The organism is Microbacterium sp. Bi98 (assembly GCF_918698045.1).
Classification (GTDB): Bacteria; Actinomycetota; Actinomycetes; order Actinomycetales; family Microbacteriaceae; genus Microbacterium.
In genome coordinates this window covers 21,780-39,356 of record NZ_CAKKLK010000008.1, presented here as the reverse complement: position 1 = coordinate 39,356, position 17,577 = coordinate 21,780, and the positions used below count along the sequence as shown (strand labels likewise).

Below are 17,577 nucleotides of genomic sequence, written 5' to 3'. Positions count from 1 at the left end.
CGATCAGGGGAAGCGGGCCCCGATGGTCGGCGTCGCAGAACCGAGGATCGTCGCCACCACTGCCGGGATCGTCCGAGCCGACGCGGTCACCCCGGCCAGCAGCCTTCCGGAGCGATCGGTGGCCGCACGACCTTCGATCGCGGTCGAGTTCGCATCCTGCCCGGTCGTGCCGCGGTACGTCGCCCACGTCGAGAAGACGTAGGGGTTCACGTTCTCCGCGCCGCGCGACCAGACGACGAACCAGCTGGGTGCGGCGGCACCGTTGCGCTGGACCACATTGCCGTCCGAGCGGATGTTCAGCTGCGCGGGCGTGTACCGGTGGGTGTAGTCCTCGACGCACACCGTGCAGTTGCCCGCGCTCTCACCGATGACGTTGTTGCCCATCGAGACGTCGCGGATGAGCCACGGCATCGTCGGGTCCGGGAACGGGCGCCGAGCGTTGTGTCCCGGCACCGACGCGTCAGCGGCGCTTCTGCTGTCCTGCACGATGTTGACGGCGCGGTCGCCGCCGATGATCGTGTTGTTCCAGAGGTTCACACCACCGGTGTTGTTGATCTTGACCCCGTTGCCGACGTTTCGCAGCACGAGGTTGTTGACGAAATCGATCTTCTGCGAGAGCTCGAGGAATGCCCCGGCTCCCTTGTTCTCGATGATGTCGGATCCGGCGATGCGGACGTCGTACACGGACTGGTCGAGCCAGACACCCGGTCCGTCGTTGCGCAGCAACGCGGAATCGGTCACCGTCACGCCGCGCGACTTCGCGATCTTCACTCCGCCGGACACCGGCGATGTATTGAAATGCTCGGCGTTGTTCTCGATAGCGAGCAGATCATCGATGACGAGCGCATCAGCGTAATTCGCGCCGAGGCCCATGAGGCCGTTGCGTGCGAGCGTGACATCGCGGACCGTGGCGTTCGACGACCCGACGAAGAGTCCTGTCGAGGCGTTGTCGTAGATCACGACGTTCTCAAGCGTCGCGCGCGGCGCCTCGACCGTGACGGCGCCCATCATCCACACGGACGTCGCATAGTTGCGGATGCCGATCCCCCGCACCACGGCTCCCTCGCCTCGGAGCGAGAGCGCCTTCGTCAGCGTCGAGGTCTTGACGTTGCGTCCGGTCGGATCGGTGCCGAGGTAGAGGCGGTCGTTCGCGACGTCCGTGAAGAATGTGCCCGCCTTGAGATTCGCGAGCGAGGCGACCTCCGCCTGTGCGACGCCATCGATCCAGACCTGCTCGGGATGCGCGGCCATGGGATGCGCGTCGTTCAGCCATCTCCACCCGGCCTCGGTGCCGTCGGCCTCACCCTTCGTGAACGATGGAGTGGAGTCGAAGTCGTACTTCCAGTCGGCGCTGAACCAGCGTCCGCTCGAGCCCTGCCAGTTCTTCAGCGTCGACGCCCCGTCGAACCAGACGGCCTCGCCGGGGTAGGACTGCACCGTGAGCTTCTTGCCCGCGGGGATCACGACCGACTCGTGATACGTGCCTGCCCGAAGCACGAGAGTGGCCCCGGATGCTGCACGGTCGACCGCAGTCTGCACGGTGGCGAAAGGCGCTGCGGACGACCCTGTTCCGGCGGCCGTGCCGCTGGGGCTCACGAACAGCGCACCCGATGGAACGGCGTAGTTCGTCGACCCCACCGCCGCAGAACCGGCCGCGGTGCGAGTGCCGGCAACGTTCCAGACCGGGGCTCCACCTGCGGGGGCCGCCGGAGCGGTCGGCGTCGTCGGAGCGGTCGGCGTCGTCGGGGCCGTCGGAGCGGTCGGCGTCGCCGGGGGCGTTGTCGGCTTCACCTCCTGCTTCGTCGTCACCCGAAGATCGTCGAACAGGACCGCGAGTGCGGGAGTGCTCCGCGAGACATAGAGTCGCACTCCGGTGCGGCCGGCGACCGTGAGTCGCTTCGTCGCACGGTCGGTGACGCTGAGCTTCCAGGTGGACGGCTTCACGCCCACGGCGTGCACACGCGCGTCGATGGTGACGGCGACCGTCCCCGCGAGACGGGTCTCGAGCACGAAGGGGACTCCGGCCTTGACCCGCAGGTCCGGAATCGAGGTGTGGCCGAGCGAGGTCTGCACGCCCGCGTTGACTCGGAGCGTCTCGAGAAGGATCACGCCCTTCGGGTCGACGCGCACCTGGGTCTGATAGAAGCCGTCGGCGGCGAGGCGCGACTGCAGGCTCAGGTACACGCCGGAGCCTGCAGTCGGAAGCTTCGGGAGGGTGAAGACCGTGGACTGGGTCGAGTCTCTGACCGACAGGCCGACAGGCCGAGCGGTGACCGTGGCGCCCGAGGCGGCGGCGGTCAGCTTCGCCGCGCCGTTGGCGACCGAGGCTGAGGTCACGGGTGCCGCGTCGTAGGTCGTGCCCTGGGCCGATGTGCCGAGGCCCTTGGCGACGGTACGGGTCATGGAGTCCTGAACCACGACCACGTCTGTCGTCGCCGCCGCGGCGGGTGAGACGACGACCAAGGGGAGTAGAAGTGCGGATAGGGATGCGATGAGGGGGAGGGTTTTTTTGCGCATGAGGGGGAGGCTCCGATGTGCTTCTCGTCACTGCAGGGTCGGGGTGGCAGCTACGACATCCGCCTTCGGGTGGCGGATTATCCTAGACCATAGCCTGAATTCCCTGGGTAGTCACGCTGGGTTCGCTGATATCGATTGAGTAAACGTCAGCGATCGGAGATCCTTTCGACTCAGCCGAGCGCCGACATCTTTCGGAACCATATGGCCAAGGCCGCGGCCAGGTACAGCAGCGCGGCGAGTCCCAGCAGGCTGTATACCAGCATGAACGCGGGCGCCCAACCCCAGAGCACGAACGCGAAGCACAGCACGCCGTAGTCGGTGGGTAGACCCATCAGAGAACGGACGAGCGAGAATCCCCCGGCCTGCGCCGCCTGCGGCACCCCGCGCTTGCCGCGCAGGAGGTCATTCAGGATCATCCCGAAGAACGTGACCGTCGAGATCACGGCGAACCCGAGCGGAACCAGAAGCCAGAGATCGGAGGGCAGCGGGAAGAAGCGGTACCACCCGATCGCGACGGCGAGCGGGAGGGAGACGAGCTTGGTCGAATCGAGAACGTGATCGAGCCATTCTCCGGCGAGCGATCCGCCCCCACGCAGTCGCGCCACCTGGCCATCGGCGCTGTCCCACGCATAGCCGATCGCGAGAAGCAGCCAGACGACGATGCCGAGAACGATGGACGGGGGCACCGTCGCCAGCAGGACGATCCCCGTGAAGGTGAACGCGGCGCTGATCAGCGAGACCTTGTTGGGCGTGAGGCCGGCGGTGTATGCGCCCGCCGCGATCACTCGACCCACCGGACGATTGACGAACACCGAGTAGGCGGGGGCCCCGCGGGCCCTCCCCTTCTGCGCTGCTGAAAGGCTCCGGTAGGCGTCTGCGAAACTCAGGGGGTCACTCCTCGTGCTCGGAAGTCATCGAATGCCACGGTGTACGGAACGCTGCTGAATCCGGACCCCGCATATGTCGAGATCCCGATGTAGCCGGCGGTCTGCAGGGCTGCGGTGGAATCGGTCGTGGACAGCTGCCAGGCAGCCGGTTCTGTCGTTCCCGCCGCCCAGAGCTTACTCCGCAGCGTCGTCGTACCTGTGCCGAATGCCTGCACTCGCACGTTATATATCGTTCCCGCTGCGAATGTGAACCCGGTGAGGTTCTGCGAGACGAGAGCCGTGCCGCCGCGAGCGAGCTGCGCCGTCACCGAGCCGTCGGCCCCGATCAGCCAGCGTGCACGGTAGTCGTCCGCACCGACGACCCGGGCGAGAGCCGCGACGTAGACCCGCGCGCCCGTCGGCAGTGCGGGGGCCGTGACCGTGAAGGTAAGGTCCGTGCTGGTCGAGGTCGCCGCGTTCAGCGATGCGGTGCGGGTCTGCCCCGCCGCCTGCGTCGTGAACTTCGCGGCGCCGTTGTCGATCGACACGTTCGCCGCTCCGCTGGTCTGCGACCAGACGCCGCCGGTCTGCGCCGTTCCCAGAGCACCGTTCGCCCGACCGAAGTCGTCGGCGGCGAAGGCAGCGCCCGCGGGAGCGACCACGGTCACCGACTGGGTGACGGTGTTCACGGCGCCGGCGTTGTCGGTCACCGTGAGAGTCACCGTGTATGTGCCCGCTGCGGCATACGGGTGCGAAGTCGTCGCGCCCGTGCCGGTGGTGCTGTCACCGAAGTTCCACGCATACGAGGCGATCGAGCCGTCAGGGTCCGTCGATGCCGAGGCATCCACTGCGACGGTGAGATCCGTCGGCGTGGCCGTGAACGAAGCGACCGGGTTCTGGTTCCCCGGGGCCGGAGCCGTCACGGTCACCGGCTTGGTCACCGTGCCCGTCGCACCCTTGTCGTCCGTCACAGTCAGCTTCACCTGATACGTGCCCGCCGCGGCGTACGTGTGCGCCGTCGGCGTCGCTCCCGAACCCGTGGACCCGTCTCCGAACTCCCATGCGTACGACGCGATGGTTCCGTCGGCGTCCGCCGAGGTCGACCCGTCGACCGTCGCTGCGAGTCCGCTCACCGAGCTGGTGAACGCGGCCGTGGGCGCCTGATTGGCGGGAGGAGTGGGACCGCCCGTGGTCGAGCCTGCCCAGAAGTTGTCGAACCGTGTCTGGAAGGGCACGTTGGTGACGGATCCGCCCAGGTACACCCCGAGTCCGGCGTGGCCGGCCGACTGCAACCCCGCCGTGGAGCTCGTCGTGGTCGACGTCCACGCGGTCGGCTCCGTCGTTCCGACCTTCCAGACCTTCGCCCGGACTGTGGTCGGAGACGTGCCGGTCGCCTCGGTGCGCACATGCAGCGCGTCGCCCGCGGCGACGGTCAGCCCGGTCGGAATCGTGGTCAGCACGGTGGTGGTCTGCTGCAGCTGCAGCTGCACCCCGCCGGTCGGAGACACGATCACACGGGACCTGTAGTCCTCGGTGCCGACGCGGCGTGCCGCCACTGTGTAGTACGCGCTGCCTCCGGTCGGAAGCTGCGGCAGGACCACATCGACGTCCACCGCGGTGTCTGTCGAGGAGACGCCGGTGAGGTAGGCGTACCGCTGCGCTCCTCCGGCGGGCTGCTGGAACGCCGCGTATGCACCGCTGACCAGGTAGTTGGATGCCGTGTTCGACAGCGTCCAGGCCCCACCCGTGTTTGCGGTCCCGAGGCCGCTGGCGGCCGTGCGGTTGAACGAATCCGAGGCGTATGTCACTGCACCGACCGGCGCCGACACGGTGATCGAGGCGGTCTTCTGCGAGGTGGCACCCTCGTCGTCGGTGACGGTCAGGGTGATCGTGTAAGTGCCGGCTGCAGCGTATGTGTGCGTCGCCGTGGCCCCCGAGCCCGCTGCCGTCGAGTCACCCCAGTTCCAGGAGTATCCGGCGATCGTGCCGTCGGTGTCCTGAGAAGCGCTCGCGTCGACGTCGACCTTGAGGTCGGCCGCCGCCGAGGTGAACGACGATACGGGCGCCTGGTTGGCCACCGCCTCGACGATCGCCGTCTCGGTGTCGGTCGCGCCCTTGTCGTCGGTGACCGTGAGGGTCACCGTGTAGGACCCGGCGACGGCGTAGGTGTGCGTCGCCGTAGCACCGGAGCCCGCGGGCGATCCGTCGCCCCAGTTCCAGCTGTAGGCCTGGATCGTGCCGTCGGCGTCAGTCGAGGCCGAGGCGTCGACCGCGAGGCCGAGCTTCGTGACCGCGGTGGTGAAGCTGGCGCTCGGCGCGATGTTCGCCGGCGCGCCGGTCGTTCCCAGCGCGTAGTGCTGAGAGACGGCGGTCTCGGAGATGGGCGTCAGATAGACCGCGACCTCGTCGATGGCTCCGTCGAACTCCCAGTCTCCGGGGCCCCAGGTGACGTCGCCACCCACGTGCCAGTATCCGGTGTAGTCCTGCGCGTTCGTCTGGCCGTTCGACCCCTGCAGCACGCCGTCGACGTAGAGACGCATGCCGGTCGCGCCCTGCGTCGCGACCACCTGATGCCACTGACCGTCGTTGTACGACGCGCTGGTCTGCAGCGTCTCGGCGAAACCGACCCACACGCCGTAGATCAGCTTGCCGTCGGGTGTCATGTAGACGTGTCGGTCGTACCCGGAGGAGTTGCCGTCAGCGCTGTTTCCGAATCCGATGATCTTGCCACCGGTCGTGGTGTCCGTCTTGAACCACGCCTCGAGCGAGTACGACCGCGGGTTCGTGAAGGCGTTCTGGCTGATGACCTGGCCGCCCTCGAACGTGGCCGCCGAGTTGCTGACTCCCTCGAGAGCTCCGTTCGCGCCCTTGGTGACAGCGCCGAAGTAGTTGCCCTTCTGGTTGTAACCGGAGGCGTCTGCCGCGACACTGCCGGTCGACTCGCCGAGACGCCAGTACAGCGCGGGGTCGGCGGCGTAGACGGCTGCGCCGTATGCGTCGCTCGGTGCGGTCGAGCCCTCGAGCTCGCGCCCGGATGCGGTGTAATGGGCGGCTGCCTGCTCGCGCGTCAGCGGAGCCCCGTAGATGGCGACCTCGTCGATCTGACCGTCGAAGAACGCGGCTCCAGACCAGGAGGTGTCTCCACCGACGCGCCAGTACCCGTTGTACGGCTGGGCAGAGGTGACATCGGTGCGCTGGGCGACCCGGACGCCGTCGATGTAGAGCACCATGCCGCCGTCGCTGAGGCCGGCGGACATGTAGTGCCACTGACCGTCGTTGAATGCGGACGACGAACTGATCGTCTGAGATGAGCCGGGGTAGACGCCGAAGGTGACGCGTCCGCTGGCCTCCATGTAGACGTGGCGGTCATAGCTGCCGGATGTGCCGGTCGAGCTGCTGCCGAAGCCGACGATCTTGCCGCCGTCGGTGGATGTCGTCTTGAACCAGGCCTCGACACCGAAGGTGTCAGGGCCGGCGATGGCCGAGGTGGTCGACGCGAAGCCGTTGGCCGAGCCGTCGAAGTCGGAGGCGTCACGGGAATCCGAGAGCATGGCGCCCGAGGTTCCGCGGGTGACGCCGCTGCGTACCGCGAGGTCCGATGCACCGGCCCAGTCGTACGAGAGGCTCGCGGACGAGTCGTCGAGCGGCCAGTAGCTCAGGGGCGCGTCCTCGAGCACCGCGGTACGGTACGCACTCGGAGCCGCCGAGCCGGACGCCGTCACGGTCGTCGTCCCGCCGAGGATCGAATGACCTTCGTTATCCGTGGCGCGCACCCGGTATGTGTAGCTCGTGCCGTTCGTGACGGTGGTGTCGACGAACGCCATCGGGGGCAGGCCCCAGTCGGCGGACTTCGACCGGATCTTCTCGTAGGTCTTGACGACCACGTTGTCGCGCAGGACCTCGTACTTCAGGAACTCGCTGTCACGGTCGTAGTTGAGTGGCCAGCTCACGCGGATCGATCCGCCGGTGAGCGCGATCGAGGATGCCGGCCACGCGGTGTTCCAGAGGATAGGGCCCTGTGCGTTCGGAGCCTTGCTGGTCACGGCGAAGCGGGCGAGGCCCTGCTGCCCGGTGTTGTTCACCCGGGTGAACTCGCCGCCGTACACGAGGTACTCGCTGTTGGAGGAGACCGACCACGGACCCTGCGATGCGCCACTGACGTTGCCCGCGTTGAAGGCGGGGAACCAGTGCTGCAGCTTGGGTGCGGGGTTTCCGCCGAAGTCGTAGTAGCCGAGGTTCAGGCCATAGGGCGTGGTGCGCTCGACGTCCTTTGTGACGGCCAGGCCGCGGTAGAACGACCAGGGGTCGCTCTGCGGGAATCCGTCGACGAGGCTGCCGCAGTAGTGCGAGTGGCCAGCCGCGTACACGCTGTCGCCCATGGGCTCGACGTCGTACTGGTCGCCGTGGCAGTCGTTGACCCAGACCAGGTTGCCACTCGACCACGACGCACGGAACGAGCCCTCGAGGTTGCCGCCGTTGCCGAAGACGTAGCCGGTGCCGTAGATGTCGTCGCCGTCGGACTTGAGCGAGAGAATCGCCGCGTCGAGACCGGCGTTGCGGATCACGTTGTTCGCGGAGAAGGGCAGCAGCGAGGCGTCGGATGCCGACACCATGGCCAGTCCGTAACCGGGATTGGAGCTGCCGTTGAGGGTCAGGAAGTTTCCGCCGAGCACGACCTTGTCACCCGCGGGAGAGACGGTGACGACGCGGCCCTGACGTGACTCGAGCACGGGCGCCCAGGGGAGCAGAGTGCCGCTGCGGGTGAAGGCTGCGGCGCCGGAGCGGTCGTTGCCCGAGACTCGGCCGAACGTGCCGGTGATGTACACGGTGTCGTTGGTCGCGGCCACGCCGGAGGTGACGCCGTTGGAGTTCGGGTTGAACGCGGCCAGGTTGCCGCTGGGCAGATCGAACGCGGCGACGCGGTTGCGCGTCTGGGTGTTCACCGTGGTGAAGTCGCCGACGATGTAGAGCCGCGTTCCGTCGGGCGAGGCCTCGACCTGGCGCACCTGGCCGTTGATCGAGGGGGCGAACGACGTGATCAGCGCGCCCGTGCGGATGTCGTAGGCCAGCAGGTTCGATCGGGGCGTCTCGTTCGTCCCCGCGGCCGCGCCCGCCGGGCGTGCGCTGGTGAACTTTCCGGCCGCGTAGACGACGTTGCCCACGACTGCCTGATCCCAGACGATGCCGTTGATCTGAACCGTCGGAAGCGAGTCGGCGGTCACCGTCGGCGCTTCCCCCTCGGGTGGACTGACGTCCGCCTGAGCCGGCGAGATCGCCACCAGCGATCCGAAGGCTATGGCGAGCGTCATCGCGATCGCGATCGATGCTCCCCGTGCGCGGCGTCCCCAAGACAGAGCTGTAGTGCCCATCGTTCATCTCCCCAGATGATGGACCGTTCGCGCTCAACCCCTACATTGGCACCGAACGATGATTCCCCAGTAATCCGTCGTCCGACGGTGACGACCTAAGGTCGAGGACCGACGAAGACGACGTTTGGCGCAGCGGCCAATATATCGACAGTAACACGCACGTCCCCGTCAGGAGAAGAGGGAACTGCAAACTGGTATATCGCATCCGCGCTGGCGCCTGCCGGGATGGAATCCGGCCACACTGTGGTGCCCTCGCCGGTCAAGCCCGCCGCGGGAAGCCGGTCGTCCCCGCCATAGGTCAGCGTGACGTTCGCCCCCGCCGTGTCGACGGGCGCATCCGAATCGTTCGTGAGGCGGACAGTCACCTGGATCGCCGGCCCGCTGGGCTCGCCCGGGATGTCGTTGCCTGCGGTGATCGACTCGATCGTCGTGACTTCGGCGACCACGCCGTCGACCGCGGGGGCGGGTTCGTCGAGAGGCACCTCTTCACCGTTGCCGGGCTTCGCGACGTCGTCGGTGGCACCGGGCGTCGGAGTCTCGAATTCGGTGGGCTGTGGTGTCGGCGTCGGTCCCGGTGTGGTGGTGACCCCCGGTGTGGTCGACGCGCCGGGCTCCCCCTGACCTGAGTTGCTGTTCGCGATCACGCCCCACACGATCCCGCCGATGAGGAGCACGGCGACCACGCCGACGATCGTCCATCCACGCCACCCCATCCGCCGCTGCGGACCTCCGACCGACTCAGTCACTGGTCTCTCCTCCGCGCCGGGTCTCCGCGTCGACGACACGGATATTCCGACATTCTAGGTGAGACTCGCCTGTCGCGACCGGCGCCCGTCCACCCGATCGTATTCGGGTCCGACAGGGTCATCGGCGTGCCTGGAACGATGGGTGAGCAATGAGGCCACGACGAAGAACAGGATGAAGGCAGTCGCACTGTCGATGAGACCGCTCTCCGTGACGGAGCGGATGATGACCAGCGTCAGCAAAGGCGTGATGAGCCATCGGCGCCGAGATGAGATCAGCGCGCTCGCCACGCACCACACGATCAGCGCTCCGATCAGCGCGGTGCCGATGAGCCCCGTCTGGGCGAGCAGCGAGGCCCAACTGCTGTCGAGCACCTGCTCGTCACGCCATTTGATGTCGACCGGGATCTTCTTGGCGGAGAGGCCGATGCCGATCCACTTCTGCCATTCGCTCCAGTCCCATCCGATCACGACCCTCCACACGTCGAAACGCGAGTCGAGAGCGGTGGAGGTGTCGTTCGACCCTGCTCGGGTGGCGAGGCTGCCGAAGACGTCGGTGAACGACCCGATCGCGTAGCCGAGTGGAAGAGCGCCGAGAAGAAGGTAGACGACGCTGCGGTCCCGGATGCCGTTGACCACCACTGCGACGCCGATTCCGACCACGATCGCGAGCAGGCCGGTGCGTGATCCGCTCGCCACGGCGATGCCGACCAGGAGGACGGCGGCGAGCAGCCGCCAGACCCGCACGCCGTTGCGCAGCATGAGGATGACGAGACCGACGATCGGCGCCGCCACAAGGCCGGCGAGTTCGTTCGGGTGGATCTCGGGGATACCCCCACCGAGACGACCGCTCGCCGCCAGGCTCGGCAGTCCGGTCACCGCCGCGACGACGGCCACTGAGGCCATCGCCGCGAGCAGGCACACGATGCTCGTCACCCACGGCACCGTCGTGAGGAGGAAGAGGATCGTCGCCATCACCAGGAACATCCTGCCGACGAGGACGATCGTCGCAGAGTCGTTGCCCGCGAGAATCGACCCGAGAACACTGACGAGCAGCGCGACGGCGATCACTCCCGCGGGTGCGATACCGACGGCGACCCGCTCGCGCGTCCTCGCCGCCAGCGCGACCGTCGCGGCGAGCGCGAGAAGCGCGATGAACGCCTTGGCGACAACCACCCCATCCGCGCCGCCGGAGTAGATCGTCGCGCTGCGCCAGGGGATCACGCTCACGATGATCAGCACATAGAGAGCCCCCACCACCGCCACTCTCGCCGCGCTGGGATGGTGCGCGGACTGCTGCCGAGGCGGGCGCTGAAGATCAGTCGGAGCGAGCATGCGAGCCTCCGGCGCCCGCGGCGACGGTGTCGCGATCGGAGACTCGCCACGACTCGGCGATCGAGCCCAGCGACCGAGACCCCGTGTGCAGCATGACGACGCCCAGAGGGCGGACGCCCATGACCCGCAACCGTGTCGCCACGGCGACGAGGTCGGTCGCCGACGTCGAGTTGTGCCTCACCGTGATGATGAGACCGGCGCCCGGGCCCATGAGCTGTTCGATGAGCGCGGATGCGCCGGGTTCGCACACGACGATCACCACGTCGAAGCTGTCGTGCATGGAGCTGACCAGCTCGGGGAGCTCGGAGACGAGCCTCTCGAGCGTGATGGGCTCCGCGGCGACGAGGACCGCTCTCTTGTCCTCATCGTCCGAGATCGTCGCCCCGTCGAGCACCTCGTTCAGGGTGTGCCCATGACCGGCAACGTGGGCCTCGCGGGTATCGATGACACAGGCGGTCGCGCCGATCAGACGCTGCGCTTCGAGCATCCCGGTGACCGCATCGTCGTCGATCGCTCCGTCCGAGGCGGGGACGAGCACATGCGTTCGCATGCGCCCTCCGGCGAGCGCCACGAGGTTCCCGGCCGCCTCCTCGTATGCGACGATCGCGCCGGAGCCGTCATCGGGACGGAGTCGACTGCGCCGCGGGATCTGCCCGATGACCGGGAGACCCGAGGAGCGCCGCACGTCGGAGATGGTCCGAAGCCGACGGTTCGTCGTCGTGCGATAGACCGCGATGATGGCGCCGAGCGCGAGGCCCGCGATGCCGCCGAGTCCGGTGATCGCGGTCACCTGAGGCGAGATCGGCGCAAGGGGAGCGACCGCCGGAAGCACCTGATCGAGTGCCACGGTGTACCGGGCGTCGTCCTCGTCGTTCTCGGTCTCGCCGATCAGCTCCGAGAGATGCGTCGCGGCCGAGTTGGCGATGTCGGTGGCGAGCTCAGCGGTGGGAGCATCAGCGCGCACCACGAGCAGCACCGTGTCGGCCGTGTTCTCGGCGGACAGCATCTGTCGAATGTCACGGTCGGTGTACTCGTCCTCGTCGAGGTCGAGTTCTGCGCGCACCTTGTCGATCACCTCGGGGCTGTCGACCAGCGGCGGATAGGACTTGATGCGGGCGAGGCTGAACTGATTCCGCTCGAAGAGAGACGCCTCGGTCGAATCGACGCGGAGCAGCAGTGTCGACGTGGCCGCGTACGTCTCGGGCAACAGCTTCGTGACGAACCACCCCATGCCGGCACCGAGTACCGCGAGTACGACGATGACAACCCATCCCTCGCGCAGGATACGTCCATAAGGGACATCTTCCATCGCCAACCCCCTCAGCCGAAGACAGGGCCTAAACCTATCATTCACGGTCCTGTGCTCTGTCACCACGCGGGCTGCCGGGGCCACGACCCGCGACGACCAGCCAACGCAGGCCCAGACCCCCGAGCAGTGATGCGACGGCGAGCGCGAACGGCAGCGTCGACGGTTGCGCACCCAGCGCGATCATCACGATCGCGGCCACGATCGCGAGGATCGTGTCGGAGAGACGGATCACGAATACCGCTACCTGGCGACCGGCGACCGCCCCCAACGCCCCGTACGGGGTCACGACAGCGACGGACATTCCGTAGGCCAGCCATGCGATCACAGCAAGCGGGTCGACCTCGACATCGAACAGGAGCGGACTCACCCACGGGATGAGCACCACGGCGATCGCGCTCATCACCACCGTGCCTGCGAGCAGGAAGACCACGACACGGTCGGCCTCGCGTACGGATCCGCTTCCGCCTGCCTTGTGCTGGTCGGCGAAGCGCACGAAGAGGAAGGACGAGAGCCCGCCTATCACGAGGATCAGCGGAGAGGTGTAGGTGCGAGCGGCCTCGAGCAGACCGACGGCGGTGAGCCCGGCGCCGGCGAGCACCAGCAGACGCAGCACGGTGAACAGGCTCGGGCGCAGCACCTGCTGAAGCCCACGCCACATTCCGTACCGCCAGACCGCGGCCATGTCCGCACCACGGAGGCCCACGAGACGCCTGTCGCTCCGAGGTGACAGGAACCAGCCGACGAACGTCGCGACGATCTGTCCCGCGGCGATGCCGCCGAGGAAGGCGGCGAGTGTCAGGGTGCCCGTGACATGCACCGTGAGGATGATGGCGAGCGCGACGACGAATCCTGCGACGTCGGTGATCGCGGTGCGGATGAACAACAGATGCGCGATCAGCATCCGCCGGACGATCTCCTCGACCGCGAACGCGGCGAGGGCAAGTGCGAACAGCGCCGATTCCGCTGCGTCAGAGAATCCGGTGAGCCAGGCGATCAGGAAGGAGCCGACCGCCAGCACCGCGGATGATGCGAGCAGCATCGCCTCGAGGCCTGCCCTGATCGGGCGCTGCGAGCGGTCGAGCACCACGAGGGAATCGCCGACGAGGCCGGTGACGACAGCGGTGGCGACGATCACCACACCGTACAGGATCGCGAATCGGCCGTACTCCTCGATGCCGAGCATTCGGGCGACGAGGATCTGCAGGAGCAGACCGATACCCGCCTGCGCCGCCTGCGCGATCACGGCCCCCAGTGCCTTGCGCTTCATGTCGCCTCCCCGCCTGACATCCTCGCACGCCATCGACGTCGCTCGATCCCGGCGTCGGAGCGCGGCCATCCGCAGCACCGGCGGCCCCGGTCGTACGCTCTTCGGCTCAGAGCTCGCCGGGCTTCATCGCCTCGGCATCGATCGCCCGTATGATGCGCAGCGTCGCCGTGTCCGGCTTCGGCTCCCCGTCCTGCGTCGCCTCCTTCGCCCGCCGCTGCGGCGCGTAGACCACGAGGGAGTGGAAGAGGAATCGCGCGAAGAAGGCGACGATGAGCGACAGCCCCGTCGCGAGCACGCTGGAGATATGCCAGGTCTCGACCATGAGCGCCATCACGGGGATCCGCAGTGCGGCTTCGACGTTGTTGAAGGTGAACGACGCGGCGAATCGCCCGCCCAGTCCGCGTGCGTCCGTGCGCATGTCTGCGAAGACGAACCGCTCCTGCAGGAGGAAGTTGCCGATGATCGTGACCTCGGCGCCGATGATCGCGGCCCATATATAAGGAACACCTGCGGCGGTGAGCAGCCACATGATCCCCAGGTTCGCGGCCGCGCCGATCACTCCGATGATCGCGAAGAGCGACATCTTGCCGAATCGGAGTCTGGCCAGGTGCGCGACAAAAGTCGCCCCCTGACGCAGGCTCGCTTTGGAGGTCCCGTGACGACGCTCGCCGAACTCCATCGGCACCTCGGCGATGCGGAGGTCCGTGCGAGCGAGGATCTCGAGGAGGATCTTGAATCCCTGCGGCTTGAGGGCTGCCAGGTGCAGACGCGACCGGTCGACGAGGAAGAACCCGGTCATCGGATCGGTGCTGCGGGCGAGACGGATCGGGAACATCGCCCGTGTCAGCCAGGTGGCCGCCCTGGAGACACCGAAGCGGACGGCCGTTCCCAAGCCGCTCGTGTCGCCGCCGCCGATGTATCTCGAGGCGGCGACGAGATCGGCGTCGCCTTCGCCGTGCCTTCCCAGGAGAACGGGAAGCAGCTCGGGCGGATGCTGCAGGTCGCCGTCCATGACGATGCAGAGATCGTGCTGTGCGGCCTCCAGCCCGACGACGACCGCTCCCCCGAGCCCACCGGTGTTGTCGGCCCGGTGGATCACGCGCACGGGCAGCGGAGCATCGGCTGCCACCCGCTCGACCTCGGCGGCCGTGCTGTCTGTGCTGTCGTCGACGAACAGGATCTCGGCGTCGTACGCGGCGAGCGCGAGCGCGGTGCGGGCCACCAGTTCAGCGACGTTGTCGCGTTCGTTGAAGGTCGGCACGATGACGGTGACCGCTGTCCCCACTGTCCGCCCCCTTCGCCTGTACCGGCATCACTGCGGACTCCATAGTTCCATGTGTTCCTATGCGTCGGGAAACCGCGACCTGCTAGAGTGACGGGATGCGGCTGTGGGAGTCGCTGGGCGGATGGGGATCCGCCTCTGGGGAAATACTGATCTGGGGAGATCATGGGGACGCGCATCGGCTATGCCGTGGGTGCTTTCGACCTGTTTCACGTCGGGCATCTCAACCTTCTTCGTCACGCCAAGCAGCACTGCGACATTCTCGTCGCCGGTGTCGTCAGCGATGAGATGCTGCGGCAGGTGAAGGGCATCGAGCCCGTCATCCCGACCGTTGAGCGGGCGGAGATCGTCCGTCACATCTCGTTCGTCGATGATGTGTACGTCGAGACCACGCCGTCGAAGATGGATTCGTGGCGAGACGTGCAGTTCACGCACTTCTTCAAGGGCGACGACTGGCGGGGCACCGAGAAGGGCCTGCGGCTCGAGAGGGAGTTCGGGGAGGTCGGCGTCGAGGTCGTGTACTTCCCGTACACCGCACACACGTCGAGCTCGTCGCTGCGTCGTGCGCTCGATGCGATCAGCGCAGGCGCGACCGTCGGCGGCGCTCCTGCGCTCGCGACGCGCTGACTGCCCCTGACTGACGGCGGGGCGGGCCCGGGCCGGACCCTGCCGTCAGTCAGTTCGCGACGCCGAGCAGGCTGCGCGCCATCCGTGCGACGTGCGGCGGCGTGTGCGCACCGAGCCAGACCGTCCATTGCAGCGCCGGCTCCGCGCACGTCCACTCGACGCACCAGGAGTGCACCGCGTTCGCGAGGCGCTCGCCTTTCGCATGCTGACGGGCACCGTCACCGCGCAGCAGCCACCGCACGGACACTCCCTCGGGCACGTCGATGTGGCGGAACTGGATGCGAGCGGCCGCCTCGATGAGGATGACCCCCTCGGCATCCCACGGCATGCGAGCGGCGATGGCGGCGATGGCCCCGGCATCGGTCGAATCACCCGCGATCAGCACGACTCCCTCGATGTTCTCCCAGTCCGGATCCTCGAGGTGCTCGCATGCGCTGTTCATACGCCCGAGTATAGGTAAGGTTACCCTTATCTATCAATGGCGGATCAGTCGCATCGCCGCATCCGCCGTCTCGGCGCCTGCCCAGCCGAGCGGCTCTACGCTGGATACATGACTTCTCCTGCAGACTCCGCCATCACGATGTTCGGTGCCGATTGGTGCCGCGACTGCATCCGCACCAAGAAGCAGCTCGACTCCCTCGGCGTGGAGTACACCTATGTCGACCTCGTCGCCGACCCCTCCGCGGCCGACGTCGCGAAGGAGATCTCCGGTCGCACGAACATCCCCGTCGTGGTCTACCCCGATTCCTCGCACCACGTCGAGCCGTCGAACGCGGACGTCGAGTCGAAGCTCCGCGAACTCTCCCTGATCTGACCTGAAGCGGCCTCGTCGCGCACCGATACACTGGCGCGATGAGCACCGCGGCTCGGCCCGAACGAGCGTCCGTCCGCCTGCCCGTTCGCACGGTCGCCCTGTACGCGATCGGCTCGCTCGGCACAGGCGGCTACGCCACGCTGCCCGGGCTCGTGCTGACGTACTTCCTGACCGACAATCTCGGCGTCGCCGCACTCGCGGCCGGTCTCATCGTGACCGCGGCGAAGATCTGGGACGTCGTCATCGACCCCCTGATCGGCGCAGCCTCGGACCGCCAGTACGCGAAGACCGGTTCGCGTCGCGGACTCATGGTCGTCGGCGCTCTGACACTCCCCGTGTTCTTCGCGTTGACTTTCGCGGTGCCGCCGGCGTGGGGGCCCCTCGCCGGCGCGGCGTGCGTGCTGCTCGCGTTCCTCGCCACCGCGACGTCATTCAGCCTGTTCCAGGTGCCTTACGTCGCGCTGCCCGCCGAGCTGACGTCAGGGTACGACGAGCGCACCCGCCTGCTCGGGTGGCGCGTGGTCGTGCTCACCGCATCCATTCTGCTCTTCGGCGCCGGCGGACCCGAGTTGAGACGCGCGACCGCCGACCCCGTCACGGGATACCTGCTGATGGGCGTGGTCGCCGGTGTGGTCATCGGCATCGGCATGCTCATCGCATCGCGGACAGCCGATGCGGCCGCGCGGAGCATGGCCGCGGCTGACCGACCGAAGGCCCTCGCCCCCGTGGGCCTGCGTGAGCAGTACGCTGCGGGCCTGCGCACGTTGCGTCGCAGCCAGCCCTTCCGCGCACTGCTCGGCACGTTCCTGCTGCAGGCGCTCGCCACCGGCACGATGCTCGCCGGCGCGCAGTACGTGGCCACTTGGGTGCTGCGCTCGGAGGACGCCGTCACGCTGGTCTTCCTGGCGCTCGTCGGTCCCGCCCTGGTGGCGACGCCCGGCTGGACGATCGTGGCGCGACGCCTGGGCAAGGAGCGGGCGTTCGCGATCGCGAGCGGGGTCTTCCTGACCGCCGCCGCATCGCTCGTCGTCGCGGTCTGGACGCCGGGAGCATGGATGTACGGCTCGATCGCGGTGGCGGGCATCGCCTACGCCGGACTGCAGTCGCTGCCCATGGCGATGCTCCCCGACGTGATCTCGCACGATGAGCGGCACAGCGGGCGCGGGCAGGCGGGCACCTTCACGGGAGTGTGGACGGCGGGAGAGACCATCGGGTTCGCGCTCGGAGCGAGCGCTGTGTCCCTCACCCTCGCCGCGACGGGCTACGTGTCGAGCGTCGCAGGTGCCACAGCCTCACAACCGGATGCCGCGATCACGGGCATCGTGCTCGCGTTCAGCATCCTTCCCTCGTTCCTGATGGCAGCGAGCCTGCTGACGCTCCGCCACTACCGTCTGCGTCGCGCCGACATCGACACCCGACCGGAGTACGCGACATAAGCTGGGATCCCG

12 protein-coding genes are annotated in these 17,577 nt (G+C 67.7%); 3 read left to right on the top strand and 9 right to left on the bottom strand.

What is annotated here, in order from left to right; all coding sequences use genetic code 11:
* Nucleotides 1–3: 3 nt before the first annotated feature.
* The 8 genes from LQZ85_RS12735 to LQZ85_RS12700 form a co-directional block, all read right to left on the bottom strand.
* On the bottom strand, nt 4–2,403 hold the full coding sequence (locus tag LQZ85_RS12735) for a right-handed parallel beta-helix repeat-containing protein (protein WP_157538076.1): 2,400 nt from the start codon (nt 2,401–2,403) through the stop codon (nt 4–6).
* 284 nt (nt 2,404–2,687) lie between these two features.
* Nucleotides 2,688–3,311 (bottom strand): CDP-alcohol phosphatidyltransferase family protein, encoded by a 624-nt coding sequence (locus LQZ85_RS12730; protein ID WP_082586533.1) that lies wholly within the window; start codon nt 3,309–3,311, stop codon nt 2,688–2,690.
* An 89-nt stretch (nt 3,312–3,400) separates the two neighbouring features.
* Nucleotides 3,401–8,752 carry a PKD domain-containing protein gene (locus LQZ85_RS12725; RefSeq protein WP_082586495.1) on the bottom strand — a complete coding sequence of 1,784 codons (5,352 nt, stop codon included), beginning with the start codon at nt 8,750–8,752 and terminating at the stop codon, nt 3,401–3,403.
* Nucleotides 8,753–8,847: 95 nt separating this feature from the next.
* Nucleotides 8,848–9,498 carry a hypothetical protein gene (locus LQZ85_RS12720; protein WP_056276689.1) on the bottom strand — a complete coding sequence of 217 codons (651 nt, stop codon included), beginning with the start codon at nt 9,496–9,498 and terminating at the stop codon, nt 8,848–8,850.
* A 54-nt stretch (nt 9,499–9,552) separates the two neighbouring features.
* On the bottom strand, nt 9,553–10,752 hold the full coding sequence (locus LQZ85_RS12715; RefSeq protein ID WP_150115149.1) for an O-antigen ligase family protein: 1,200 nt from the start codon (nt 10,750–10,752) through the stop codon (nt 9,553–9,555).
* Nucleotides 10,753–10,813: 61 nt separating this feature from the next.
* Nucleotides 10,814–12,139 (bottom strand): hypothetical protein, encoded by a 1,326-nt coding sequence (locus tag LQZ85_RS12710; protein ID WP_056276686.1) that lies wholly within the window; start codon nt 12,137–12,139, stop codon nt 10,814–10,816.
* A 37-nt stretch (nt 12,140–12,176) separates the two neighbouring features.
* Complete coding sequence (locus LQZ85_RS12705; protein ID WP_230100964.1) at nt 12,177–13,406, bottom strand: hypothetical protein; 1,230 nt, start codon at nt 13,404–13,406, stop codon at nt 12,177–12,179.
* A 106-nt stretch (nt 13,407–13,512) separates the two neighbouring features.
* Nucleotides 13,513–14,691, bottom strand: a complete 1,179-nt coding sequence (locus tag LQZ85_RS12700; protein ID WP_230100963.1) for a glycosyltransferase — start codon at nt 14,689–14,691, stop codon at nt 13,513–13,515.
* 162 nt (nt 14,692–14,853) lie between these two features.
* On the opposite strand from LQZ85_RS12700, the gene LQZ85_RS12695 reads away from it, so the two are divergent.
* Nucleotides 14,854–15,315 (top strand): adenylyltransferase/cytidyltransferase family protein, encoded by a 462-nt coding sequence (locus LQZ85_RS12695; protein ID WP_053098689.1) that lies wholly within the window; start codon nt 14,854–14,856, stop codon nt 15,313–15,315.
* A 49-nt stretch (nt 15,316–15,364) separates the two neighbouring features.
* Here LQZ85_RS12695 and LQZ85_RS12690 read toward each other — a convergent pair whose 3' ends face one another.
* The gene (locus tag LQZ85_RS12690; protein WP_056276678.1) at nt 15,365–15,757 is read right to left on the bottom strand and encodes an SIP domain-containing protein; all 393 of its coding nucleotides are present in this window, start codon (nt 15,755–15,757) and stop codon (nt 15,365–15,367) included.
* Nucleotides 15,758–15,865: 108 nt separating this feature from the next.
* Between LQZ85_RS12690 and LQZ85_RS12685 the strand changes: the two genes are divergently transcribed.
* Together LQZ85_RS12685 and LQZ85_RS12680 are read left to right on the top strand one after the other, a co-directional pair.
* Complete coding sequence (locus tag LQZ85_RS12685) at nt 15,866–16,129, top strand: glutaredoxin domain-containing protein (RefSeq protein ID WP_053098687.1); 264 nt, start codon at nt 15,866–15,868, stop codon at nt 16,127–16,129.
* Nucleotides 16,130–16,167: 38 nt separating this feature from the next.
* The gene (locus LQZ85_RS12680) at nt 16,168–17,565 is read left to right on the top strand and encodes an MFS transporter (protein ID WP_230100962.1); all 1,398 of its coding nucleotides are present in this window, start codon (nt 16,168–16,170) and stop codon (nt 17,563–17,565) included.
* The last annotated feature ends 12 nt before the right edge of the window (nt 17,566–17,577 follow it).

Excerpts from the sequence above, each read along its gene's own strand:
- LQZ85_RS12735 (WP_157538076.1), bottom strand. The coding sequence starts at position 2,403 with ATGACCCGTACCGTCGCCAAGGGCCTCGGCACATCGGCCCAGGGCACG.
- LQZ85_RS12725 (WP_082586495.1), bottom strand. The coding sequence starts at position 8,752 with ATGGGCACTACAGCTCTGTCTTGGGGACGCCGCGCACGGGGAGCATCG.
- LQZ85_RS12710 (WP_056276686.1), bottom strand. The coding sequence starts at position 12,139 with ATGGAAGATGTCCCTTATGGACGTATCCTGCGCGAGGGATGGGTTGTC.
- LQZ85_RS12705 (WP_230100964.1), bottom strand. The coding sequence starts at position 13,406 with ATGAAGCGCAAGGCACTGGGGGCCGTGATCGCGCAGGCGGCGCAGGCG.
- LQZ85_RS12695 (WP_053098689.1), top strand. The coding sequence starts at position 14,854 with ATGGGGACGCGCATCGGCTATGCCGTGGGTGCTTTCGACCTGTTTCAC.
- LQZ85_RS12690 (WP_056276678.1), bottom strand. The coding sequence starts at position 15,757 with ATGAACAGCGCATGCGAGCACCTCGAGGATCCGGACTGGGAGAACATC.
- LQZ85_RS12685 (WP_053098687.1), top strand. The coding sequence starts at position 15,866 with ATGACTTCTCCTGCAGACTCCGCCATCACGATGTTCGGTGCCGATTGG.
- LQZ85_RS12680 (WP_230100962.1), top strand. The coding sequence starts at position 16,168 with ATGAGCACCGCGGCTCGGCCCGAACGAGCGTCCGTCCGCCTGCCCGTT.